Genomic DNA, 23,088 nt, shown 5'->3' with positions numbered 1-23,088 from the left:
CGATGAGCGGGATCACGGAGCGATTTCGGGTGATGGGCGGACGCCTGCGCGGCGTGGCATCGGCCTGTGCCGGGGCGAGCCTTCTGGCTGCCGCCCTCGGCGCCTGCGTGGCCGACCAGGCCGCCGGCCCGGCGATTCCGGCCGTGGTCCGGGTGCCCGCGGAGGCGCCGCGCACCACCGGGCGCGAGCGCGCCGCCGATGCCGACCACCTCAAGCTCGTGGCCTCGTTCGGGGGCGAGGTCCGTGCGCCCAACGTGATGCGGATGCTCACGGAGGTGACGGACCGGCTGGTAAAGGCCAGCGAGCGCCCGGACCAGACCTACGCGGTGACGCTGCTCGATTCGCCCGTCGTCAACGCCTTCGCGCTGCCGAACGGACGGCTCTACGTCACCCGCGGGCTGGTGGCCCTGGCGAGCGACACCTCCGAGGTGGCCGCCGTGCTCGCCCACGAGATGGCGCACGTGACCCTCAACCACGCCACCGCCCGGAGCGAGCTGGAGCTGCGCTCGGCGCTGGTCAGCCGGGTCGTGGCCGACGTCCTGAACGATCCCGATACCGGCGCGCAGCTGCAGCACCAGTCCCGCTTCGCGCTGGCTCGGTTCTCCCGGGAGCAGGAGCTGGAGGCGGACGCCACCGGGGTGCGCACCCTCGCCAAGGCCGGCTACGACCCGTTCGCGGCCGGCCGCTTCCTGACCGCGCTCAACCGCTCGACCAACCTGAAGGCCGGCAGCGGCGGCACCGGCGAGCCCGACATGCTGGCGACCCATCCGGGCACCGCCGAGCGCATCACCCAGGTCACCCGGGCGGCGCGCCGGATCGGGGCGCCGGGCATCGGCGCCGACGACCGCGCCGCCTACCTCGCCGCGGTGGACGGGCTCCCGTACGGCGACAACCCGCGCGACGGCGCGGTACGCGGCCACCGCTTCGTGCATCCCGGGCTCGGCATCGCCTTCGACGTGCCGGACGGGTTCGTCCTGGAGAACACCCGCTCGGCCGTGCTCGGCACCACCCCGGACGGCAACCGGCGCCTGCTGTTCGACCAGATCGAGGCCAAGGACGGCCAGCCCCTCGACGCGGCCCTGAAGGGCAGCTGGAACGACGCCCTCGACCCGGCCGGGTTCGAGACCCGCGAGGTCGGCGGCCACCCGGCGGCCCTCGCGCTGTCGCGCGGCAAGGATTGGACCTTCCGGCTGGCGGCGATCCGGATCGGCGACGCGACCTTCCGGATGATCATGGCTGCCAAAGGCGCCACCGACCCGGATCCCGCCTTCCGGCCCTGGATCGCCAGCCTCGGGTCGATCAGCCCCGAGGAGGCGGTGCTGCGGCCCCTGCGCCTGCAGGTGGTCCAGGCCGGCTCGCCCAGCGCGGAGGAGCTGGCCCGCCGCATGGCGGTGCCGGACCGGGCGCTGGACCGGTTCCTGGTCCTCAACGGCCTGGAGCGCGGCGCCGCCCTGGTGCCGGGCCGCAGCTACAAGATCGTGGTGGAATAGCCGCTCCGCATCGGCGCGGCTTGCGCGGGCTCGGCCCGCAGGCAACCGTTCGGGGCCGTTCAGGGAGAGCGCCGTGATTCGATTCTTCTACAATCTCAGCCCCAACCCGATGAAGGTGGCCCTCTGCCTGGAGGAGATGGGCCTGCCCTACGAGCCGGTGCCGGTGGATCCGCGCAAGGGCGAGCAGTTCGATCCCGCCTATACGGCGCTCAACCCGAACGCGAAGGTGCCGACGATCGTCGACGGCGACGTGACGGTGTTCGATTCGAACGCGATCCTGCTCTACCTCGCGGGCAAGACCGGCCAGTTCCTGCCCGAGGGCGAGCCGGTGCGGGGCGAGATGCTGTCCTGGCTGATGTTCGTCGCCACCGGCCTCGGGCCGTTCTCCGGCCAATGCGTCCACTTGCGCCACTTCGCCCCCGACGGCGGCGCTTATGCCAAGGAGCGCTACGCGTTCGAGGCGCGCCGCCACTGGGACATCCTGAACCAGCGGCTCGCGGACCACGCCTACGTTCTGGGCGAGACCTACACGATCGTCGACATGGCGGTGTGGGGCTGGGCCCGGATGGTGCCGTTCGTGCTGGGCGAGGAGGCCTTCGCGGGCCTGCCGAACGTCAAGCGTCACCTCGACGCGATCAACGCCCGCCCGGCCGCTCAGGCCGCGCAGGCGCTGAAGGACAAGCACGCGTTCAAGGCCGAGATGGACGACGAGGCGCGCGCCTTCATGTTCCGCGCGACCCAGCGCAGGGCGTAAGGCGCCGGCTCAGGGACCGCCGAGCGTCACGGAGAGCATCGGCAGGGTGACGGCCAGCCCGTCGCCCGCCGCCGGCCTGGTGCCGAGCATGAGGCAAGCGCCGAGGCCGAGGCAGAGGGCGAGACCGATCAGCGAGGTCTCGAAGCCGCGATAGACCGCTTCCATGGAAGGTCTCCTGCGCAAGAGACCACCACGATGCGCCCGACCGGTAAACGGATCGGTACGCCGGCGCGCATCGCGCGCGACGATCACCAGCCCGAGGCGACCAGGGCGGCCCCAGCGGCGATCAGCGCGACGCCGGCCCAGGCCGCAAGGCTCAGGGTCTCGCCGAGCAGGCTGGTCCCGAGGAGCGCGACCAGCACGACGCTGAGCTTGTCCAGCGGCGCGACCCGGGCCGCATCCCCGAGCGACAGCGCCCGGAAATAGCACAGCCAGGACGCCCCGGTGGCGAGCCCCGACAGGATCAGGAACACCAGGCTGCGGCCGGAGATCTGCACGAGCCCTCCGGTCTGGCCGGAGCCGACCACGATCGCCCCCGCGAAGGCGACGATCACCAGGGTGCGCACGAAGGTCGCGACATCCGACTGCACGCCCGTGACCCCGACCTTGGCGAGGATCGCGGTCAGCGCCGCGAAGCCGGCGGCGGCGAGCGCCCAGAAGCGCCAGGATCGCAGGAGGTGGCTCACGGGGGTCTCGCGCGGAAAGGCCGCCGCACGGGGGTGCGGCGGCCTTCCTGTACCGGATCATGGGTCCCGGATGCAGCCGATGTTTCCCGTGAAACATCGGCCACCCGTTCTCACAGCAGCTTGTCGATGGTGATCGGCAGGTCGCGCACGCGCTTGCCGGTGGCGTGGAACACGGCGTTGGTGATCGCCGCCGCGGTGCCGACGATGCCGATCTCGCCCAGGCCCTTCACACCCAGCGGATTGGCCTTGTCCTCCTCGTCCACGAAGATCACGTCGATGTCGTAGATGTCGGCATGGACGGGCACGTGATACTCGCCGAGGTTGTGGTTCATGAACCGGCCGAAGCGGTGGTCGAGCATCGACTCCTCTTCGAGCGCCGAGCCGATCCCCATGACCACGCCGCCGAGGATCTGGCTGCGCGCAGTCTTGGGGTTCAGGATCTTGCCGGCCGCGATCGCCGAGACCACCCGGGTGAGCCGGACCTGGCCCAGCTCCTCGTCGACCTTTACCTCCACGAAGATCGCCCCGTGGGTGTAGGCCTGGTAGGTCTCGTTGAAATCCTTGTCCGGCCCGGCCTCCTCGACCGCCTCGAGCTTGTCGACACCGGCGGCCCGCATCACCTCGACCAGCGAGACGCTGCGGCCGGGATCGCCGGCTACCGAAATGCGGCCGTCCGCGAACACGGCGCGGTCGAAGTCGACATTGGCCAGCGGCGAGTTCTCCAGCCCGCGGGCCAGCTTGAACACCTGCGCGCCGACATTGCGGCAGGCCTTCATCACGGCGGTGCCGGAGGAGGCCGCGGTCCAGGACCCGCCGGCGACCGGCGCCTCGGGCAGGCGCGTGTCGCCGAGCTTGGTCGTGACCGACTCCATGGGCAGGCCGAGGGTGTCGGCGGCGATCTGGGTCAGGATCGTGTAGGTGCCGGTGCCGATGTCGCCGGTCGAGTTGCCCACCGTCAGGTGGCCGTCGGCGGTCAGCGTCGCGATGGCGTTCGACTGCATCATCATCGATTCCCAGACGCCGGTGGCGACGCCCCAGCCGACGAGCTCGCGGCCCTCGCGCATGGAGCGCGGCTCGGGGCTGCGCTTGGACCAGCCGAAGCGCTCGGCGCCCTGCGTGAAGCAGGCCTTCAGCTCCTTGGAGCCGAACGGCTTGCCCTCGGCGGTGGCGTCCGAGTCCGCGTAGTTCTTCAGCCGCAGCGCGATCGGGTCCATCCCGGTCGCGTAGGCCAGCTCGTCCATCGCGGTCTCGATGGCGAAGACGCCGGTGACGGCGCCGGGCGCGCGCATGTCGCCCGGGGTGGCGGTGTCGAGCTTGGCGATCCGGTAGGTCAGGGCGACGTTATCGCAGCGGTAGAGTACCCCCGACCAGTTGACGATCACCTCCTGGTAATCCTCGTAATGGGAGGTGCCCTGCACGGCGTCGTGCCGGAGCGCCGTCAGGGTGCCGTCCGGCTCTGCGCCGAGGGAGACAGCCTGCAGGGCCTCGCCCCGGTAGGTGAAGGACCACATCTGGTCGCGGGTCAGGGTCACCCGGACCGAGCGCTTCAGCTCCTGGGCGGCCAGCATCGCCAGGAAGGCCTGGTATTGCGGGCGCAGGCCCGAGCCGAAGCCGCCACCGAGATAGGGGTTGAGCACCCGCACCTGGTCGGGTTTCAGGCCGAACACGTTGGCGAGATACTGGTGGCTGTTCGAGACGCCCTGGATCTTGTCGTAGACCGTGTAGGTCCCGTCCGCCTCCACCACCACCGTCGTGGCGTGCGGCTCCATCGGATTGTGGTGCTCGTTGGCGAGGCTGTAGGCGCCCTGCACGCGGATCGGCGCGCGGCCCAATGCCTGGTCGGCGTCGCCCCACGGCTTCGGCGGCGGCTTGATGCCCTCGCGCTTCTTGGGCGGATCGTAGGCGTCGCCGCGCGCGGCCTTGAGGTCGGTGACGGGCTCCTGGGCCTCGTAGCGGACCTGGATCAGCGAGGCGGCGTAGCGCGCGGTCTCGAAATCCTCGGCCACCACCAGGGCGACCGGCTGGCCGCTATAGACGATCAGGTCGTCGTAGAGGGCGCGGAACGGCGAGCCGGGGGGCGCCACCGCGTCCTGGAAGTTCTTGTCCCGCCACGCGGTGCGCGGCCGGTTCTCGTGGGTGATCACCTTGAGAACGCCCGGCACGGCTTCCGCGGCCGCGGAATCGATCGCCGCGATCCGGCCCTTGGCGATGGCACTCGACACGACGGTGCCGTAGGCGAGGTCCGGGGCGGCGAACTCGCCCGCGTATTTGGCCAGGCCGGTGACCTTGGCGGGTCCGTCGATGCGGCTGCGTGGGCTGCCGACGAAGGTGTCGTGGCCGGTGGAGCTGAAGGTCTGGGTCATCGGAATGCCTACTGGATGCGCTTGTCGCTGAGCGACTGGGGCGTGCCGGCAGCGGCCTGTTCGAGGCCGCGCACGATGGCGCGCCGGGCGAGGTCGATCTTGAAGCCGTTGGCCGATTGCGGCTTGGCCTCGGACACGATGAGGTCGGCCGCCTGCTGGAAGCTCTCGCGGGTGGCGGGCTTGCCCTCCAGCAGTGCCTCGGCCGCGCGGTTCCGCCACGGCTTGTGGGCGACGCCGCCGAGCGCCAGCCGGGCGGTCTTGATGGTGTCGCCGTCGAGCTCGACGCCGGCCGCCACCGAGACCAGCGCGAAGGCGTAGGACAGCCGGTCGCGCAGCTTCAGGTAGGTGTAGTGCTGCGGGAACCTGCTCTCGGGCAGGTCCACCGAGACGACGATCTCACCGGGGGCGAGGTTGGTATCCTGCTCTGGGGTGTTCCCCGGCAGGCGGTGGAAATCCGCGAACGGGATCGTCCGCTCGCCGCCGGGGCCGCTCACCCGAACCGTGGCCTCGAGCGCTGCCAGGGCGACGCACATGTCGGACGGGTGGGTGGCGATGCAGCTCTCGCTCGCCCCGAAGATCGCGTGGATGCGGTTGACGCCGCCGATCGCTGGGCAGCCGGTGCCGGGCTCACGCTTGTTGCAGGGTGTGGCCGTATCGTAAAAGTAGTAGCAGCGGGTCCGCTGCAGCAGGTTGCCGCCCGTGGAGGCGGCGTTGCGCAGCTGTGCCGAGGCTCCGGCCAGGATCGCGTTGCGCAGCAGCGGATACTGCGCGGCGACGCGCTCGTCGTAGGCGACCTTGGCGTTGGTCGCGAGCGCCCCGAGCCGGAGGCCGCCGTCGTGCTCTTCGATGCCGTCCAGCGGCAGGCGGGTGATGTCGATCAGCCGGCCAGGCTTCTCGACGTCGTACTTCATCAGGTCGATCAGGTTGGTGCCGCCCGCGATGAACCGCGCGCCCGCCCCGTAGGCCTGGACCGCCTCCGCCACCGTGCCGGCGCGGACATAGTCGAAGCGGTTCATCGGGCGGCTCCCTGCATCACGTCCTCGATGGCGTCGACGATGTTCGTGTAGGCGCCGCAGCGGCAGATGTTGCCGCTCATCGCCTCCCGGATCTCCTCTCGGCTGTGGGCGTGGCCCTCGTTCATCAGACCGACCGAGGAGCAGAGCTGGCCCGGCGTGCAGTAGCCGCACTGGAAGGCGTCATGCTCGATGAAGGCCTCCTGGATCGGATGGAGCGCGTTGCTGCCGCCCCGGTCGCCGAGGCCGGCGAGGCCCTCGACCGTGGTGATCTCGGCGCCGTCCTTCATCACCGCGAGCGTCAGGCAGGCATTCACCCGGGTGCCGTTCACCAGCACCGTGCAGGCGCCGCACTGGCCGTGGTCACAGCCCTTCTTGGTGCCGGTGAGGTCGAGTCGTTCGCGCAGGAGATCGAGCAGGGTGGTCCAGGGCGTGACCGTGAGTTCGCGGCGCTGCCCGTTGATCGTGAGGGTGATGTCGAGGCCGGTATCGGCCCGCACCGGCGGACTTTTTTCGAGAAGCATGGTGTGTCCACGATCTGGGCCGGCCGCGGGGCCGGATAGGAAACGGATCAGTCTGGGGCTGCAGCGGCCTGGGCCGGGCGGCCAGATCCGTCGATAACCATTCCAATCTGCGCGTGTTCCGAGGACGATCGGTCTCAGGGTCGGGCTCTTCGGCCGTTGCCGCGCCCGCCGCACCTCGGCTAACCCTGTCGTCGCGAAAAAAATCCCCGCCGCATCCCGGAGCTCCCGATGGCCGCGCTCGACGCGATCCTCAACGACATCGATACGGACCTGGAGAACGCCCTGGAGCGGCTGTTCGCCTTCCTGCGCATCCCGTCGATCTCGACCGAGCCGGCCCATGCCGGCGATTGCCGGGCCGCCGCCGCGTGGCTCGCCCAGGACCTCACGGCGCTCGGCTTCGAGACTTCCGTGGAGGACACCTCGCTGCACCCGGTGGTGCTGGCGTCGAAGCCGAAGCCCGGCGCGCCGCACGTGCTGTTCTACGGCCATTACGACGTGCAGCCGGTCGACCCGGAGAATCTCTGGACCACGCCGCCCTTCGAGCCGCGCATCGCCTCAGACGCGGAGGGTCACAAACAAATCGTCGGGCGCGGGGCCTCGGACGACAAGGGCCAGGTCATGACCTTCGTGGAGGCGTGCCGGGCGCATATCGCGATGACTGGCGAATTGCCCTGCGGCGTCACGATCCTGATCGAGGGCGCCGAGGAGAGCGGCTCGCAGGGCCTGCCCGAATGGGTCGCGGCCAACCGCGACCGCCTGGGCTGCGACGTGGTGCTCGTGTGCGACACCGGCATGTGGGACCGGCGCACGCCCGCCATCACGTCGTCCCTGCGCGGGCTCGCGTATTTCGAGGTGAAGGTCACCTGCGCCGACCGCGACCTGCATTCGGGCTTCTTCGGCGGCGCCGCCCGCAACCCGATCCACGTGCTGGCGAAGATCATCGCCGACCTGCACGATGCCGAGGGCCGGGTGACGATCCCGGGCTTCTACGACGGCGTGCACGAGCGCCCGCCCGAGGTGCTGGAGCAGTGGCGCGGCCTGGGGCTGACCCCCGAGACGCTGCTCGGGCCGATCGGCCTGAAGGAGCCCGCAGGCGAGCGCGGGCGGATGCCGATCGAGCTGGTGCAGTCCCGCCCGTCCTGCGACGCCAACGGCATCATCGGCGGCTATACCGGCGAGGGCACCAAGACGGTGATCGCCTCGACCGCCTCGGCCAAGATCTCGTTCCGCCTCGTGGACGACCAGGACCCGAAGGTGCTGGCCGAGCGGTTCGAGGCCTTCGTGCGCGCGCGGGTGCCGTCGGACTGTAAAGTCGACGTCATCACCTACAAGGGCTCGCGGGCGATCAGCCTGCCCTTCGACATGCCGCAGCTCGGGGCCGCCAAGGCGGCGCTCGCCGAGGAATGGGGCGTGCCGGCCGTGACCGTGGGCGCCGGCGGCTCGATTCCGATCGTCGGCGACTTCAAGCGGCTGCTGGACCGCGACACGCTGCTGATCGGCTTCGGCCTGGACGACGACCGGATCCACTCGCCCAACGAGAAGTACGACCTGACGAGCTTCCACAAGGGCACGCGCTCCTGGGCGCGGATCCTGGCGGCGCTCGCTCAGGGCTGAGCGTCGGGCGCCTACATCTTCGCGTCGATCCAGGCCCACAGGGCCCGGATCTCCTCCGCGGCCGGGCTTGCGGGCGCGTATTCGGTGACGCCGAGCCCGGTCGCCAGGGCGTCCTGATGATCGACCCGGTGGATGATGCCCGGCTCGGCCAGCACCCCCAGCGTCCGCAGCTGCGTGGCATAGGCGCTGGTGCGCGGCGAGGGCGGCGGCGGGCACTGGTTCAGCACCAGGGCGAACCGACCGCGCAGGCCGAGACTCATCAGGGCCTGGAGGGTCGGGCGCGCCGCCACGATGTCGAGGCGTGAGGGCCGCACCGGCATCAGCACGAAATCCGCGTCCTTCAGGGTCGGCGCCAGCCCGGCCGAGCTGCCGGCGGTGTCGAGGACGACGAGGGTCGTGCCCTGCTGGGCCAGGATGTCCAGAATCTCCGGCAGCTGGCCGATCTCCCAGGGCTGGATCCGGTCCACCGCGACGGCGTCGCTCTGGCGCAGGGCGCCCCAGCCGGCCAGCGAGCCCTGCGGGTCGAGATCGAGGGCGGTCACACGCTCGCCGGCCTCCGCCGCCGCGACGGCGAGCGAGGCGGCCAGCGTGGTCTTGCCGGTGCCGCCCTTCTGCACAGCCACTGCGAGGATCCGCGGCGGCTGGACGTTCCCGCGCGGGGCGGCCTCCGGCTCGTGTCCGGATCCTAGGGGATCCATGCCTCTCCTACCTGTCGATCTCGGGCCCGGTCCCCGCGATCGCCGCAGTGCCGGAAGACGGCCGTCCAGACCCGTGTTGCGCGCGAGGCCCCGTCGCGTGGGCCTATCCGAAGCGACCGGCCGGCGCGCGGCCGCCGCACCGGCGACCGTACTCCAGCTATCATGACGGCGAGATCATGAACACCGGAGGCCGGCCGTTGGTTTATCCGGACATGATCCCAGCCGTCCGAAGCAAAGCCAACGCTTTCCGGCGCCAATCCGCGGTCGGAAACCCCTGCCTTACATGGATCGTCTTCTGTCGTGCAATCGAAATTTCGCCATCCGATTGATGCTATTACTGTCACTGAATCCGTTTTAGCGCGCCGTAAACATGACTGTCAACGGTTTTATCAATAAACAACGCCGTATTATTTATCTATAATTGCGATATATTTGTCTGAAAAATTCTTATCAAATGCCGGCGTTGAAACGGATATAGAGCACATCGATGGTTTTCGGCCGCCAATACGCGGGATCAGATCCGGCCGGCTCCGTTTCGAGCCCCGGGAAAAGTCATGTGATCCGAGCGCCGGACCCCAGCGCCGCGGCTCGGTCCGGGGCGGGATCGCCCGCCCCCGCGGCGCGTTGGGCCGGCATGCCCGATCCCGCGGGTCGCGCGGCCGCTGGGTCCGCCGGCCACGCGGCGCCGACTCGCCATCCCGTCCCAGGAACCGCATGCCCCTCGACCGCCGCCGCCTGATCGGATCGGGCCTCGTCGCCCTCGCGGCCGGACCGGCCCGGGCCGGATCGTCACACGGAACGCCACCGGGCCGCGAGCCCCCCACCAGCCGCCCCGCCGGGGTGCTGGAACTGGCGATGGCCGCCGATGCCCCGTCCACGCCCACCGGCCTGGCGATCGCCCGGGGCGGCCGGATGTTCGTGATGATGCCGCGCTTCACCGGCTCGGAGCCGGTGACGCTCGGCGAGGTGCTGCCCGACGGCTCGGTGAAGCCCTACCCGGACGCCCGGACCAACAATCCGGACCCGAAGGACCCGCAGGCGACCCTGTTCCACGTGCCCAACGGGGTGTTCGACCGCAACGACGCGTTCTGGATCCTCGATTCCGGCCTGCCCGAGGGCAAGGGCAAGCCGGTGCCGGGGGGCGCCAAGCTCGTGGAGATCGACCTCACCCGGGACCGGATCCGCCGGGTGATCCCGCTCGATGCCGGCGTGGTGGCCGATTCCTCCTTGAACGACTTGCGGGTCGACGTCCGCGACGGCCGGGCGCTCGCCTACATCACCGACCAGGGCCAGGGCGGCCAGGGCGCGATCCTGGCCGTCGACCTCGCCAGCGGACGGGTGACGCGGCGCCTTGCCGACCATCCCAGCACGGCCACGCAGGAGGGGGTGGTCAAGGTCGTGGAGCTGCGGCCGGTGATGGAGCAGAAGGGGGACGCCCCGGCGAAAAGCCCCAAGGGCGGCGCCAACGGCATCGCGCTCAGCCCGGACGGCAGCCGCCTGTACTACGCGCCGCTGATGAGCCGGCGCCTCTACGCGGTGGAGACCGCGGCGCTCCTCGACCCCGCGATCACCGACGCGGCGCTCGCCGCCAAGGTCCAGGATCTCGGCGAGAAGGGCATGACCGGCGGCCTGACCACGGATTCGCAGGACCGGGTCTATCTCAGCCTGCAGGAGCTCAACGCCGTCGGCCGGCGTCTGCCGGACGGCACCGTGGAGGTGCTCGCCGCCGACCCGCGCCTGATCTGGGCCGACACGTTCTGGATCACGCCCGACCGATGGCTCTACATCTCGAGCGCCCAGGTCAACCGCCGACCGGAATACAACCGCGGCCAGGACCTGCAGCAGCCACCCTACGCGATCCTGCGCATGCGCATCGACGCGGATCCGGTGCTGTAGGGTGGGATTCGGCACCGCGTGATCGGGACGGCATCGGCTATGGGCTGGTCCGCCTGTGCAGCCGATTCCGGACCGCCGTGATGGACCTCTCGCACGATCCCGACTTCTTCGCCGTCCTCACCGGCAGCTACCGGCGGCGCCTCGGCGCGGCGCTGGTGCCGGAGGGGGCGGATGCGGCCTGGCTCTACGAGAGGGCGCCGTTCGCGGTGCTGGCCCATGATGGCGGCGCGGACCCGCGCTTCGTCTACGCCAACCGGACCGCGCAGGCCTGCTTCGGCTACGACCGGGACGCGCTGGTCGGCCTGCCGTCGCGGCTCTCGGCCGAGGCGCCCGAGCGCGCCGAGCGGCAGCGCCTCCTCGACGCCGTCGCCCGGGACGGCTTCACCCGCGGCTACCGGGGCCTGCGGATCGCCAACGGCGGCCGGCGCTTCTGGATCGAGCAGGCGGTGGTCTGGCAGCTCGACCGCGACGGCGTGCCGGTGGGCCAGGCGGCGACGTTTTCGGAGTGGCGCGACGCGTGAGGGGGGGACTGGACGCGTCCTCTCACGCACGAGCAGGGGGATGACCTTCGGCGGTGCCCCCAGCCGCTTGCGACCCGGCCTCGCCGGTCAGGCTATCTCGCGGCCTGCCCGTGAGCGGACGCTCGATCGGTGCCGCACAGCATCACGCGCCGCCCTGCAGGGTCCGACCGAAGAGCGCGCGCATTTCGCCCCAGCCACGCTCGGCGGCGGCGTGATCGTAGACCGGAAAGTCCGGCATCATCCAACCGTGCGCGGCCGGATATGTGTGTGTCGTATAGCGTATGCCGGCCTCCGTCAGAGATCTCTGCAGCCGCTCGGCCATCGCAGGCGGGTAGCTGCCGTCGTTCTCCGCCGCGCCGATGTAGACCTCCGCCTTCAGCTTCGGTGCGAACAGGTGGGGGCTCGTCGGCGCATCGGTCGCGAGATTGCCCCCGTGAAAGCTTGCGGCCGCCGCGAACCGGTCGGGGTAGGTTCCCGCTGTGGCCAGGGCCATGCCGCCCCCCATGCAGAAGCCCACCACCCCGACCTTGCGACCTCTGACGTCGTCGCGCGTGTCGAGGTAAGCGAGCAGCGCCTCCGCATCCTCAGCGGCCTTGATGGGGTTGGTTGTGGCCATCAGCGGCCCAAGGACTGCGCGAAAGTCGCCCGCGAACACCTCCTTGGGCACGAACGGTCCGTAGGGGCCATAGCGGTAGAACAGATCCGGCAGCAGGACGATGTAGCCGGCCTCCGCGAGCTGCTGTGCCATGTCGAGCATCGCCGGCCGGATACCACCGGCGTCCATGTAGACGATCACCGCGGGCCACGGTCCGCCGCCGGCGGGGATCACCACGTGTAAAGGGCAATCGCCGTCGCGCGTCCGGATCGTGACTTGCTCGTTCGGCATGGGATGCTCCTCGGCCGGATAACTGTGATGTCCGCTTCGACCCCCTTACGACCGTCCGCGAACCGACCGCAAACCACCCGATGCGTGCGCATCCGATTCGGCCCGCACCGGTCCCCTCAGGCGCGCCCCTCCTGCACCGCGTGGCAGGCGACGCCGTCCAGCAGGGCCGGCACCTCGCTGCGGCAGCGATCGTTCGCCAGCGGGCAACGCGGGTTGAAGGTGCAGCCGGGGGGCGGGTCGATCGGGTTCGGGATCTCGCCGGAGACCGGCACCCGGGCGCGGCCGACATGGGCGAGGTCGGGCACCGCGTCGAGCAGCATCCGCGTGTAGGGGTGGCGGGGCGCCGCGAACAGGTCGCGGGCGGCCGCGACCTCGACGAGGCGGCCGAGATACATCACCCCCACCCGGGTCGCCATGTGGCGGACCACGGCGAGGTTGTGGGAGATGAACAGGTAGGTCAGGCCCAGCCGGTCCTGCAGGTCGCGCATCAGGTTGAGGATCTGCGCCTGCACCGAGACGTCCAGCGCCGAGGTCGGCTCGTCGCCCACCAGGAACTCGGCCTGGCTGGCCAGCGCCCGGGCGATGGCGACCCGCTGGCGCTGGCCGCCGGAGAACTCGTGCGGGTATTTTTTGGAATCGTCCGGGTGGAGGCCGACGAGCCCCAAAAGCTCGCCGACCCGGGCGCGGATCGCCCCCTCCCCCTGGATCAGGTTGAACGCCCGGATCGGCTCCGCGATGATCTTGCCCACGCGCCAGCGCGGGTTCATTGAGGCGTAGGGATCCTGGAAGATCATCTGGATCCGCGAGCGCAGGCGCCGCCGGGCCGCCGCCTCCCGGGGATCGGTCATCGAGATGCCGGTGATCCGGACCTCGCCAGCCGAGGGCGGCAGCAGGCCGACGACCATCCGGGCGACCGTCGACTTGCCGGAGCCGGATTCGCCGACGATCGCGAAGGTCTCGCCCTTGGCGATGGTGAAGCCGACCCGGTCCACCGCCGTGAGGAATTTTCGCGGCTCGCGCTCGATCACCCGGTTGAGCCAGGGTTTCGAGACGTCGAAGCGGCGGCGCAGGTCGGTGACCTCGACATAGGCGCTCACGCCGCCTTCTCCGTCACATCGTAGAGGTGGCAGGCGACCCGGCTGGCGCCCACTAGAATCGGCTCGGGCCGCTCGACGCGGCATCGCGAAAAAACCTTCGGGCAGCGCGGGTTGAAGGCGCAGCCCTTCGGGATGGCGGTGAGCCGGGGCATCGAGCCGGGGATCTGGCTGAGGCGGTCGGCCTCCTGCGACAGGGTCGGGATCGCGCCCATCAGGCCGACCGCGTAGGGGTGGTGCGGCTTGGCGATCACGGCGGCGACCGGGCCGATCTCGGCGACCCGCCCGGCATACATCACGGCGACCCGGTCGGCGGCCTCGGCGATCACACCCATGTCGTGGGTCACCAGCATCACCGCGGTCCCGTGCTCGCGGCACAGGCGCTTGAGCAGGGTGATGATCTGGGCCTGGACCGAGACGTCCAGCGCCGTGGTCGGCTCGTCGGCGATGATCAGCTCCGGCTCGGCGGCGAGCGCCAGCGCGATCACCACCCGCTGGCGCATGCCGCCGGAGAATTCGTGCGGATAGCCGTCGATCCGCCGCTCGGGGGCCGGGATGCCGACCTCGGCGAGCAGGTCGATCGCCCGGGTGCGGGCCGCTTTGGCCGAGAGCTCGGTATGGGCGCGCAGGGTCTCGACGATCTGGTCGCCGACCCGGAACAGCGGATCGAGGGAGGTCAGCGGATCCTGGAAGATCATGCCGATCCGGCGGCCCCGCACCCGCCGCATCGCCTCGGGGGACAGGGTGTCGATCCGCTCGCCGCGCAGGGAGATTTCGCCGCCGCTGATCCGGCCGGGGCGGTCGATCAGCCCGATCACCGCCGAGCCGGTGACCGACTTGCCGGCCCCGGACTCGCCGACGACGCCCAGGATCTCGCCGCGGTGGATGTCGAAGGACACCCGGTCGATGGCGGTGAGCGGCCCGCGGCGGGTGTCGAACGTGACCGTGAGGTCGCGCACGGAGAGGATGGTTTCGGTCATTGCAGCTTCGGATTGAGGGCGTCGCGCAGCCAATCCCCCAGGAGGTTGATGGCGATGACGAGCCCGGCCAGTGCCAGGCCCGGGAAGGCGACGATCCACCACTCGCCGGAGAACAGGAACCGGTTGCCGGTGCGGATCAGGGTGCCGAGCGACGGCATGGTCTCGGGCAGGCCGGTGCCGAGGAACGACAGGGTCGCCTCGGTGATGATCGCCAGCGCCAGGTTGATCGTGGCGATGACGAAGACCGGGCCGGTGACGTTGGGCAGCACGTGGCGCACCAGGATCACCGGGGGCGTCAGGCCGATCAGCCGGGCGGCCTGGACGTAGTCCTTGCCCTTCTCGACCATCACGGAGGAGCGCACGGTGCGGGCGTACTGCACCCAGAAGGACAGGCCGATCGAGATCACGATCAGCCCGATCAACGGCCCGACATCGAGGGCGCCGCCGAAGCTCGCCCGGGCGACGCCGTCCACCACCAGGGCGATCAGGATCGCCGGGAAGGTGAGCTGCACGTCGGCGATCCGCATGATCAGCGTGTCGAGGGCACCGCCCGCGTAGCCGGCAACCAACCCCAGCGCGATGCCGAGCACCCCCGAGGTGATCACCCCGAGCACCCCGACGATCAGCGACAGGCGCAGGCCGTACAGCACCGCCGAGAGCACGTCCCGGCCCTGGTCGTCGGTCCCGAGGTAGAACGGCGCCTGCCCGTCCGCCTGCCAGATCGGCGGCAGGTTGGAGTTGATCAGGTCGAGCTGGGCCGGGTCGTAGGGGTTCTGGGGCGAGACCAGGGGCGCGGCGACCGCGAGCCCGACCATCAAGACGGTGGCCAGAAGCGCCGCCATCGCGGTCTTCGAGCCCAGGAAACTCGCCAGCAGGTCGGAATCGCGCCAGCGCGCGATGCGCGAGGGCGCGACCTCCGGCAGCGGGACTGGCGGGGCGTCGCCCGCGTCGAGGTCGTATCCGCTCATCAGGGCGCCCTCACGCAGTCCGGGCGGACGAGAGCCGCAGGCGCGGATCGACCACGGTGTAGAGGATGTCGACCACGAGGTTGATGGTCACGAAGATCAGCGCGACGAGCAGCAGGTAGGCGGACATGATCGGGATATCGACGTTCTGCACGGCCTGGACGAACAGCAGGCCCATGCCCGGCCACTGGAACACCGTCTCGGTGATGATCGAGAAGGCGATGACCGAGCCGAGTTGGAGCCCCGCGATGGTGATCACCGGCACGAGGGTGTTCTTGAGGGCGTGGCGCAGGTTCACGGCCCGGGTGGAGAGGCCCCGCGCCCGGGCGAAGCGGATGTAGTCGGTGCGCAGCACCTCCAGCATCTCGGCGCGCACCAGCCGCATGATCAGCGTCATCTGGAACAGGCCGAGCGTGATCGAGGGCAGGATCAGCGCCTTCAGGCCGGACCAGGTGAGGAAGCCGGTGGTCCACCAGCCGAGCCGCACCGTGTCGCCGCGCCCGTAGGAGGGCAGCCAGCCGAGCGTCACCGAGAACAGGTAGATCAGCAGGATGCCGATCAGAAACGTCGGCAGGCTGATGCCGATGAGCGAGACCGCCTGGAACAGGCCGGCGAGCCAGGACTCTCGGCGCAGCGCGCAGTAGACCCCCATCAGGACGCCGACCACCAGGGCGAACACCGTGGCGCAGAAGGCGAGCTCCAGGGTCGCCGGCATGCGCTCGGCCAGCAGCTGCGAGACCGGCTGGCGGAACTGGTACGAGATCCCGAGCCGGCCCCGCACCACGTCGCCGGCATAACGGGCGAACTGGACCAGCACCGGATCGTCCAGGCCGAGGCTCCTGCGGATCTCGGCCCGCTCGGAGGCGGGCGTGTCGGGCCCGACGATCTGGTTCACGGGGTCGCCCGCGAACCGGAACATCGAGAACGCGATCAGCCCGACGACCGCGAGCACCGCGGCCGCCTGCATCACCCGGCGCAGCAGGAAGGCAAGCACGCCCGGCCCCTACTGGGGGTCCTTCGAGACCCAGTAGAGCAGGAGCAGGTTGTCGGCGCGCTGGGTCAGGTGGACCTTCTTCGAGACGCCCCAGGCCAGCGCCTGCTGGTGCAGCGGGATGTAGCTCCAGTCGGCGTTCAGGACGTCGAAGCCGTCCTTGATCAGCGCGTCGCGCTTCGACTTGTTGGTCTCGGCTTCGACCTTGTCGGCGATGGCGTCGATCTTCGGGTCGCAATAGCCCGCCAGGTTCCAGCTGCCGCGGCCCGACTTGTCGCCGGGCTTCCGGCAGCCGACGATCTCGTAGAGGATGTTGTGGCTGTCGAGGGACGAGGGCGTCCAGCCGAGCAGGTAGAACGAGGTGTCGTAGGCCGGCGCCAGAACCTTGGCGAAGTACTTGGCCTTGGGCTGGGCGTTCAGGTTCACCTTGACGTTGATGCGGGCGAGCATCGAGACCACCGCCTGGCAGATCGCCTCGTCGTTGACGTAGCGGTCGTTGGGGCAATCCATGGTGAGCGCGAACCCGTCCGGGTAGCCGGCCTCGGCCATCAGTTCCTTGGCCTTCTTGAGATCGGTGGCCGGGCGCTTGAACTCGGCCCCGCGGTCGTAGAGGCTCGGGGCGATCATCAGGGCGGAGGGCACGGCCTGCCCGCGCATCACCCGCTTGGCGATCGTGTCCTCGTCGATGGCGAGGTAGAACGCCTCGCGGACCTTGATGTCCTTGAACGGGTTCTTGCCTTTGACGCTCGAATCCTTCAGCTCGTCCCGATCCTGGTCCATGCCAAGGAAGATCGTGCGGAGCTCGGGGCCGGCCATCACGATGGCGGTGCCGCTGGCGTTCACGCGGCTCTGGTCCTGGAGCGGAACGGGATCGATCCAGTCGACCTCGCCGGACAGGAGCGCGGCGACGCGGGTCGCCGGGTTGGCGATGGTGGTCAGCACCGCCTCGTCGAGGTTCGACTCGACCTTGCCCCAATAGCCGTCGAACTTCTTGAACACGGTCTTCACGCCGGGCTGGTGCTCGGCGACCACGAACGGGCCGGTGCCGTTCTCGTGCAGGGTGGCGTAGCTCGGGCTGGTGGCGTTCGGCGGGGTCGGCTGGGCGGCGCCGTTCTTCTCGGCCCACGCCTTCGACATGATCAGCCAGGTCGGGAACTGGGCGATGGCGATGGGGTTCGGCTTCTTCAGCACCATGTCGACGGTGTAATCGTCGACCTTCACGAAGTCGGCGTCGGCCGGGACGTTGGTGGTGAAGTTCGAGCCCGAGGCCCGGACGCGCTGGGCGGAGAAGATCACGTCATCGGCGGTAAACGGCGTGCCGTCGTGGAACTTAACGTTCTTGCGCAGGTGGAACCGCCAGCGGGTCGGCTCCGGTGTCTCCCAGGATTCGGCGAGGCCGGGGGCGAATTTCAGGTTCTTGTCGAGGGTGACGAGCGACTCGTAGGCCGCCTGCTGCATGCCCTCGGTGAAGCTCTCCTTGAGGGAGTACGGATCGAGGGACTTGAGATCACCCTGGAACGCGAAGCGGAAGACGTTGGCGGCCTGCGCGGGCAAAGCCGCCAGCGCGACGGTCGCGACCGCACCCGCGGCCACGCCGCGGGCGAGGATCTTCAGGGTCGAACGGGACAAGCGGATCTCCGGAACCGTGGAAGTTGATGGCAGGCCACCATCACCAGCGCAGGGGTTGAGCCTAGGCCGAGTGACGCGCGCGGGCAAACCGCGTCGGCCACACACCCACAGCAAGGTTCGGACCATCCGTATGCAAAATACGGGGCTGACAGGGTGCGGTGTTCACGGATCGCACGTCGGATGGCACGCGCCCTCCCTCCCCCGCGGAGGCTCCGATGTTCACGCGTCCGCGTGTTCAGGCCGCGACGCGCCCCCTCTCCCGTGCGGGAGAGGGCTGGGGTGAGGGACGCGCCCTATCCGGAAAAACCTGACCCCTGACCCTATCCCTCTCCCGCACGGGAGAGGGGACCCGCGCCCCATCCGGCGATGTGCGAATCCGATGGCCCGCAGAGGGGGGAGGGAAAAGGCGTCGCGGTCCAGGCGCTTGCTCGCGCCCCTACTCGGCCGCCGCCGCGTGAGGCCGGCGGTCGGCCGCCTCGCCCGCCCCCTCCCGCTCGCCCTCCGCCACGGCCTTGCGCCGGAACAGGCGCATCACCATGACGAAGAAGACCGGCACGAAGAACACCGCCAGCACGGTCGCGGTGATCATGCCGCCCATCACGCCGGTGCCGATCGCCTGCTGGCTCTTCGAGGCGGCGCCCGTGGCGATGGCCAGCGGCACCACGCCGAAGATGAAGGCCAGCGAGGTCATCACGATCGGCCGGAACCGGAGCGCCGCCGCATCGATCGCGGCCCGCACCACCGAGGTCCCAGGCTTCCAGAGATCCTTCGCGAACTCCACGATCAGGATCGCGTTCTTGGCCGAGAGGCCGATGATCGTGATCAGCCCGATCTTGAAGTACACGTCGTTGGGCATGCCGCGCAGATACACGGCCGCCACCGCGCCGATCACGCCGAGCGGGATCACCAGCAGCACCGAGACCGGGATCGCCCAGCTCTCGTAGAGCGCGGCCAGGCACAGGAACACGATCAGCACCGAGAGCGCCAGCAGCAGGGTCGCCTGGCTGCCGGCCTGCTTCTCCTGGAACGACTGCCCGGTCCAGGCATAGCCGAACCCTTTGGGCAGCTGGAGCATCAGCCGCTCCATCTCGTTGATCGCGTCGCCCGAGGTGTAGCCGGGATTCGGCTCGCCGGTGATGCGCACCGACTGGTAGCCGTTGAAGCCGACGATCTGGCTCGGCCCCATGCCCCATTTCAGTTCCGCGAAGGACGACATCGGCACCATCGTGCCGGAGGCGTTCTTCACCGCGTAGTTGAGGATGTCCGAGGCGTTCATGCGCTGCAGCTGCTCGGCCTGCACGTAGACGCGCTGCATCTTGCCCCGGTTGGGGAAATCGTTGGTGTAGACCGAGCCGAGGTTGAGCTGGATCGTGGCGTTGATGTCCTCGAACTTGACGCCGAGCGCCGCCGCCTTCTCGCGGTCGATCACCAGTTCCGCCTGCGGGGTCGGCGGCAGGCCCTCGATCTTCACCTTCTGCAGGATCGGGCTGGCTTGCGCGAGCTTGAGCAGCTGGTCCTGGGCCGAGAGCAGGGCCGCATAGCCGCGGTTCGCCCGGTCCTGGAGGCGGAACGAGAAGCCGGCGGCGTTGCCGAGGTTGTCCACCGGCGGCGGCTCCTGGGCGTCCACGGTGGCGTCGCGGTAGGTGCTGAGCGCCGCGTTGGTGCCGGCCACCAGGGCGGCGGCCGAGTTCTTGGCGTCGCGCTCGCTCCAGGGCTTGAGGGTTACGAAGGCCTGGCTGGTGCTCGGGGCCTGGCCGGAGAACGAGAAGCCGTTGAGCATCGTCACGGTGGCGACGCCGGGCTGCGCCAGCAGATACGCCTCGACCTTGCGGTTGGCCTCCTGGGTGCGGTTGTAGGAGGCGCCCGGCGGCGTCTGGATGTCGACCGTGAAGAAGCCCTGGTCCTCGACCGGCAGAAAACCCTCCGGCAGGTTGACGAAGGCGTAGGCCGTGCCCGCCACCAGGGCGAGGTAGACCAGCATCACCCGGCCGGACTTGCGGATGAGCCCCGCGACGCCGCGTCCGTAGCGGGCGGTCTCGCGGTCGACGAAGCGGTTGAACATCCCGAACACGCCGCCCAAGGGGCCTTTCTTGGCGTGGCCGTGGCCCTTGGCCACCGGCTTCAGGAAGGTCGCGCAGAGCGCCGGGGTCAGCGACAGGGCGAGCAGCGCCGAGAACGCGATGGAGGTCACCATGGCGATCGAGAACTGCCGGTAGATGATGCCCACCGAGCCGGGGAAGAACGCCATCGGGATGAACACCGCCATCAGCACCAGGGTGATGCCGATGATCGCCCCGGTGATCTGCTCCATGGCCTTCTTGGTGGCCTCCTTGGGCGGCAGGCCCTCCGCGTTCATGATCCGCTCGACGTTCTCCACCACCACGATGGCGTCGTCGACCAGGATGCCGATGGCCAGCACCATGCCGAACATGGTGAGGACGTTCACCGAGAAGCCGGAGATCCACATCACCGTGACCGTACCCATCAGGGCGATCGGCACGACGATGGTCGGGATCAGGGTGTAGCGGATGTTCTGCAGGAACAGGAACATCACCAGGAAGACCAGTACCACCGCCTCGACCAGGGTGTGCAGAACCTTCTCGATCGAGGCCTCGACCGCCGGGGTGATGTCGTAGGGGATGTCCCACTTCAGGTCCGGCGGGAAGAACTGCGACAGCTCCACCATCTTGGCGCGGATGGCCTTGGCGGTCTCCAGGGCGTTGCCGTCGGGGGCGAGCGTCACCGAGATGCCGGCGGCCGGGCCGCCGTTCAGCCGCGTGGAGAACTGGTAGGCGTCGCCGCCGAGCTCGATCCGGGCGACGTCGCGCAGGCGCACGTTCGAGCCGTCGGAATTGGCCCGCAGCACGATGGCGCCGAACTCCTCGATGGTGCCGAGCTGGCCCTTCACGATGATCGGCACGGTGACCGCCTGCTTGGTGGGGCTCGGCTGGGCGCCGACCGAGCCGGAGGCGACCTGGATGTTCTGGTTGCGGATCGCCTGCGTGACGTCCTCGGCGCTGAGCGACAGGCCGCGCAAGCGGTCCGGATCGACCCAGACCCGCAGCGAGCGCTCGGTGGAGTAGAGCGTCGCGCGCCCGACCCCGGGGATGCGCCGGATCTCGTTGATGACGTTGCGGATCAGGAAGTCGCCGAGGCCCACCTCGTCCATCGACCCGTCCTTGGAGATCAGGGTGATGATGTTGAGGGTCGCGGCCGAGGCCTCCTCGACCAGAATTCCCTGCTGGCGCACCTCCGCGGGCAGGCGCGCCTCCACGCGCTTGAGCCGGTTCTGCACCTCGACCGAGGCGAGCGCCGGGTCGGTGCCGGGCAGGAAGGTCGCGGTGATGTTGACCGAGCCGAACGAGTCGGTGGTCGACTCGAAGTTCATGATGTTGGCCGCGCCGTTCAGCTCATCCTCGATGAGCCGGGTCGTGCCGACATAGAGGCTGTCCACCGAGGCGCCGGGATAGGCCGTGGACAGGGCGATCTGCGGCGGGGCGATCACCGGGTACTGCGCGATCGGCAGGTTCGGGATGGCGAGCGCGCCGCCCAGGCAGATGAACAGGGCCACCACCCAGGCGAAGACCGGGCGGTCGATGAAGAAGCGTGCCATGGTCGGGGCCTCCCGGGCTCAGTGGCGCTGCGCGGCGGCGGCGCGGGGCGGGGCCTGCGCCTTGTCGCCGGGCTTCTGGCCGCCGGGCGCGTCGGGGGCCTCGTCGGCATCGTGCTTCGGGCCGGCCTCGCCGTGGGCGGGGGTCTGGTCCACGGGCTTCACCGTGGCGCCCACGGTGATCTTCTGGACGCCGTCGATCACGACCTTCTCGCCGCCCTTGAGCCCGTCGCGGATCAGCCAGTTCTGGCCGACCACCGGCCCGACCTCGACGGGCTGGCGCATCACCGTGTCGTCGGCCCGCACCAGCCAGACCTCCGCGCGACCGTCCTCGGTGCGCTGGATCGCCTGCTGGGGCACCGCGATCGCGTCGGAATCGATGCCCTGCTTGATCCGGGCCCGGACGTACATGCCGGGGAACAGCTCGTCGTGCGGGTTGGGGAACTGCACCCGCAGGGTCACCTGGCCGGTGCTCGGATCGGCGGTGACGTCCGAGAACAGCAGCCGGCCGGCCAGCGGATAGAGCGAGTTGTCGTCCATGATCAGGTGGACGTTGGCGGTGTTGTCCTCCAGCCGGGCGAGCTCGCCGCTGGCGAGATCCCGGCGCAGGCGGTTCAATTCGCCCACCGACTGGGTGATGTCGACATAGATCGGATCGAGCTGCTGGATCGTGGCGAGCGCGCCCGTGGAGCCCGGCTCGATCAGGGTGCCCTCGGTGAGCAGCGCCCGGCCGATGCGGCCGGTGATCGGCGCGCGCACGTCGGTCCAGCCGAGGTTGAGCTGCGCCCGGTCCCGCGCCGCCTTGGCGCCGGCGACCTCGGCCTCCGCCTGCTTCTTGCCCGCGAAGGCGGCATCGTACTGCGCCTGGCTGGCGGTGGCCCGGGTCAGCAGCTGCTCGAGCCGGTCGGCCTGCTGGCGGGCGAGCACCAGGGCGGCCTCGTGGCGCGCCAGCACGGCCTCCGCACTCGCCAGATCGACCTCGAAGGGGGCCGGGTCGATCTTGTAGAGGATGTCGCCTTCCTTGACTTGGCTGCCCTGCTCGAACAGCCGCTTGACCACCAGCCCAGAGACCCGCGAGCGGACCTCGGCGATGCGCATCGGCGCGACCCGGCCGGGCAGGTCGCGCAGGTAGGGGATCGCCTGCGGCGTCACCGTGACGAAGCCCACCTCCGGCACCGGCGGCGTCGGCGCGGCCGCCTGCTTCGGGTTGCAGGCGCCGAGCGCCAGGGCCAGCAGGGCGGCCGCCCCCAGGAGGCGCGCGCGGCGCCGGGCGGGGGACGGGGTTGGGGCGGACGAAGTGCGGGTCACGGGTTCCAACGCTCCTGGAAAAACATGCGTCTGCAGAGGCTGGCGCGGCGCCGAGGGCCGCGCGTC

Annotated in this window: 19 protein-coding genes; 5 read left to right on the top strand and 14 right to left on the bottom strand. The window is 70.0% G+C overall.

Features of this window, described 5'->3' with window-relative positions; translation table 11 throughout:
• Positions 1-2 precede the first annotated feature (2 nt).
• Together MKL11_RS18495 and MKL11_RS18490 are read left to right on the top strand one after the other, a co-directional pair.
• Positions 3-1,490 (top strand): M48 family metalloprotease, encoded by a 1,488-nt coding sequence (locus tag MKL11_RS18495; RefSeq protein WP_409565879.1) that lies wholly within the window; start codon positions 3-5, stop codon positions 1,488-1,490.
• Between the two features lie 73 nt (positions 1,491-1,563).
• A complete protein-coding gene (locus tag MKL11_RS18490) occupies positions 1,564-2,244 on the top strand; it encodes a glutathione S-transferase family protein (protein ID WP_243946002.1) in 681 nt (226 codons plus the stop codon).
• Positions 2,245-2,253: 9 nt separating this feature from the next.
• Here the strand turns inward: MKL11_RS18490 and MKL11_RS18485 are convergent, their stop codons facing one another.
• From MKL11_RS18485 to MKL11_RS18465, 5 genes are all read right to left on the bottom strand, one after another.
• Positions 2,254-2,409 (bottom strand): hypothetical protein, encoded by a 156-nt coding sequence (locus MKL11_RS18485; RefSeq protein WP_243946000.1) that lies wholly within the window; start codon positions 2,407-2,409, stop codon positions 2,254-2,256.
• 83 nt (positions 2,410-2,492) lie between these two features.
• Positions 2,493-2,930 (bottom strand): EamA family transporter, encoded by a 438-nt coding sequence (locus tag MKL11_RS18480; protein ID WP_243945998.1) that lies wholly within the window; start codon positions 2,928-2,930, stop codon positions 2,493-2,495.
• Between the two features lie 110 nt (positions 2,931-3,040).
• Positions 3,041-5,293, bottom strand: coding sequence for a xanthine dehydrogenase family protein molybdopterin-binding subunit (locus tag MKL11_RS18475; protein ID WP_243945996.1), 2,253 nt, complete (start codon positions 5,291-5,293; stop codon positions 3,041-3,043).
• Between the two features lie 8 nt (positions 5,294-5,301).
• A complete protein-coding gene (locus tag MKL11_RS18470) occupies positions 5,302-6,309 on the bottom strand; it encodes an FAD binding domain-containing protein (protein ID WP_243945994.1) in 1,008 nt (335 codons plus the stop codon).
• Complete coding sequence (locus MKL11_RS18465) at positions 6,306-6,830, bottom strand: (2Fe-2S)-binding protein (RefSeq protein ID WP_243945992.1); 525 nt, start codon at positions 6,828-6,830, stop codon at positions 6,306-6,308. The genes MKL11_RS18470 and MKL11_RS18465 overlap by 4 nt, the downstream gene beginning before the upstream one ends.
• A 228-nt stretch (positions 6,831-7,058) precedes the next feature.
• Between MKL11_RS18465 and MKL11_RS18460 the strand changes: the two genes are divergently transcribed.
• Complete coding sequence (locus MKL11_RS18460) at positions 7,059-8,444, top strand: M20/M25/M40 family metallo-hydrolase (protein WP_243945990.1); 1,386 nt, start codon at positions 7,059-7,061, stop codon at positions 8,442-8,444.
• 11 nt (positions 8,445-8,455) lie between these two features.
• On the opposite strand, the gene MKL11_RS18455 is transcribed toward MKL11_RS18460, so the two are convergent.
• Positions 8,456-9,142 (bottom strand): ParA family protein, encoded by a 687-nt coding sequence (locus MKL11_RS18455; protein WP_243945988.1) that lies wholly within the window; start codon positions 9,140-9,142, stop codon positions 8,456-8,458.
• A 714-nt stretch (positions 9,143-9,856) separates the two neighbouring features.
• On the opposite strand from MKL11_RS18455, the gene MKL11_RS18450 reads away from it, so the two are divergent.
• Together MKL11_RS18450 and MKL11_RS18445 are read left to right on the top strand one after the other, a co-directional pair.
• Positions 9,857-11,038 (top strand): SMP-30/gluconolactonase/LRE family protein, encoded by a 1,182-nt coding sequence (locus MKL11_RS18450; protein ID WP_243945986.1) that lies wholly within the window; start codon positions 9,857-9,859, stop codon positions 11,036-11,038.
• Between the two features lie 80 nt (positions 11,039-11,118).
• Positions 11,119-11,559, top strand: a complete 441-nt coding sequence (locus MKL11_RS18445; RefSeq protein WP_243945984.1) for an MEKHLA domain-containing protein — start codon at positions 11,119-11,121, stop codon at positions 11,557-11,559.
• A 142-nt stretch (positions 11,560-11,701) separates the two neighbouring features.
• On the opposite strand, the gene MKL11_RS18440 is transcribed toward MKL11_RS18445, so the two are convergent.
• The 8 genes from MKL11_RS18440 to MKL11_RS18405 form a co-directional block, all read right to left on the bottom strand.
• On the bottom strand, positions 11,702-12,445 hold the full coding sequence (locus MKL11_RS18440; RefSeq protein WP_243945982.1) for a dienelactone hydrolase family protein: 744 nt from the start codon (positions 12,443-12,445) through the stop codon (positions 11,702-11,704).
• Positions 12,446-12,561: 116 nt separating this feature from the next.
• The gene (locus MKL11_RS18435) at positions 12,562-13,542 is read right to left on the bottom strand and encodes an ABC transporter ATP-binding protein (protein WP_243945980.1); all 981 of its coding nucleotides are present in this window, start codon (positions 13,540-13,542) and stop codon (positions 12,562-12,564) included.
• Positions 13,539-14,519, bottom strand: a complete 981-nt coding sequence (locus MKL11_RS18430; protein WP_243945978.1) for an ABC transporter ATP-binding protein — start codon at positions 14,517-14,519, stop codon at positions 13,539-13,541. The genes MKL11_RS18435 and MKL11_RS18430 overlap by 4 nt, the downstream gene beginning before the upstream one ends.
• Entirely contained in the window at positions 14,516-15,487 is a 972-nt protein-coding gene (locus MKL11_RS18425; RefSeq protein WP_243945977.1) for an ABC transporter permease, read from the bottom strand. Before MKL11_RS18425 ends, MKL11_RS18430 begins: the two co-directional genes overlap by 4 nt.
• 10 nt (positions 15,488-15,497) lie before the next feature.
• Positions 15,498-16,478 carry an ABC transporter permease gene (locus MKL11_RS18420; RefSeq protein WP_243945975.1) on the bottom strand — a complete coding sequence of 327 codons (981 nt, stop codon included), beginning with the start codon at positions 16,476-16,478 and terminating at the stop codon, positions 15,498-15,500.
• A 9-nt stretch (positions 16,479-16,487) separates the two neighbouring features.
• Positions 16,488-18,104, bottom strand: coding sequence for an ABC transporter substrate-binding protein (locus MKL11_RS18415; protein ID WP_243945972.1), 1,617 nt, complete (start codon positions 18,102-18,104; stop codon positions 16,488-16,490).
• A gap of 436 nt (positions 18,105-18,540) precedes the next feature.
• Positions 18,541-21,717: an efflux RND transporter permease subunit gene (locus MKL11_RS18410; RefSeq protein WP_243945970.1), complete on the bottom strand. Its 3,177-nt coding sequence runs from the start codon at positions 21,715-21,717 to the stop codon at positions 18,541-18,543.
• A gap of 18 nt (positions 21,718-21,735) precedes the next feature.
• A complete protein-coding gene (locus MKL11_RS18405; RefSeq protein ID WP_243946131.1) occupies positions 21,736-22,965 on the bottom strand; it encodes an efflux RND transporter periplasmic adaptor subunit in 1,230 nt (409 codons plus the stop codon).
• Positions 22,966-23,088: the final 123 nt, after the last annotated feature.

Origin of the sequence: Methylobacterium sp. J-077, assembly GCF_022829365.1 — a bacterium.
Lineage (GTDB): Bacteria > Pseudomonadota > Alphaproteobacteria > Rhizobiales > Beijerinckiaceae > Methylobacterium.
This window is presented reverse-complemented; position numbering and strand designations above follow the sequence as displayed.

Bases quoted from the DNA above. Each gene is read 5' to 3' on its own strand.
- MKL11_RS18495 (WP_409565879.1), top strand. From the start codon at position 3: ATGAGCGGGATCACGGAGCGATTTCGGGTGATGGGCGGACGCCTGCGC.
- MKL11_RS18485 (WP_243946000.1), bottom strand. From the start codon at position 2,409: ATGGAAGCGGTCTATCGCGGCTTCGAGACCTCGCTGATCGGTCTCGCC.
- MKL11_RS18475 (WP_243945996.1), bottom strand. From the start codon at position 5,293: ATGACCCAGACCTTCAGCTCCACCGGCCACGACACCTTCGTCGGCAGC.
- MKL11_RS18470 (WP_243945994.1), bottom strand. From the start codon at position 6,309: ATGAACCGCTTCGACTATGTCCGCGCCGGCACGGTGGCGGAGGCGGTC.
- MKL11_RS18465 (WP_243945992.1), bottom strand. From the start codon at position 6,830: ATGCTTCTCGAAAAAAGTCCGCCGGTGCGGGCCGATACCGGCCTCGAC.
- MKL11_RS18460 (WP_243945990.1), top strand. From the start codon at position 7,059: ATGGCCGCGCTCGACGCGATCCTCAACGACATCGATACGGACCTGGAG.
- MKL11_RS18455 (WP_243945988.1), bottom strand. From the start codon at position 9,142: ATGGATCCCCTAGGATCCGGACACGAGCCGGAGGCCGCCCCGCGCGGG.
- MKL11_RS18450 (WP_243945986.1), top strand. From the start codon at position 9,857: ATGCCCCTCGACCGCCGCCGCCTGATCGGATCGGGCCTCGTCGCCCTC.
- MKL11_RS18445 (WP_243945984.1), top strand. From the start codon at position 11,119: ATGGACCTCTCGCACGATCCCGACTTCTTCGCCGTCCTCACCGGCAGC.
- MKL11_RS18440 (WP_243945982.1), bottom strand. From the start codon at position 12,445: ATGCCGAACGAGCAAGTCACGATCCGGACGCGCGACGGCGATTGCCCT.
- MKL11_RS18430 (WP_243945978.1), bottom strand. From the start codon at position 14,519: ATGACCGAAACCATCCTCTCCGTGCGCGACCTCACGGTCACGTTCGAC.
- MKL11_RS18425 (WP_243945977.1), bottom strand. From the start codon at position 15,487: ATGAGCGGATACGACCTCGACGCGGGCGACGCCCCGCCAGTCCCGCTG.
- MKL11_RS18410 (WP_243945970.1), bottom strand. From the start codon at position 21,717: ATGGCACGCTTCTTCATCGACCGCCCGGTCTTCGCCTGGGTGGTGGCC.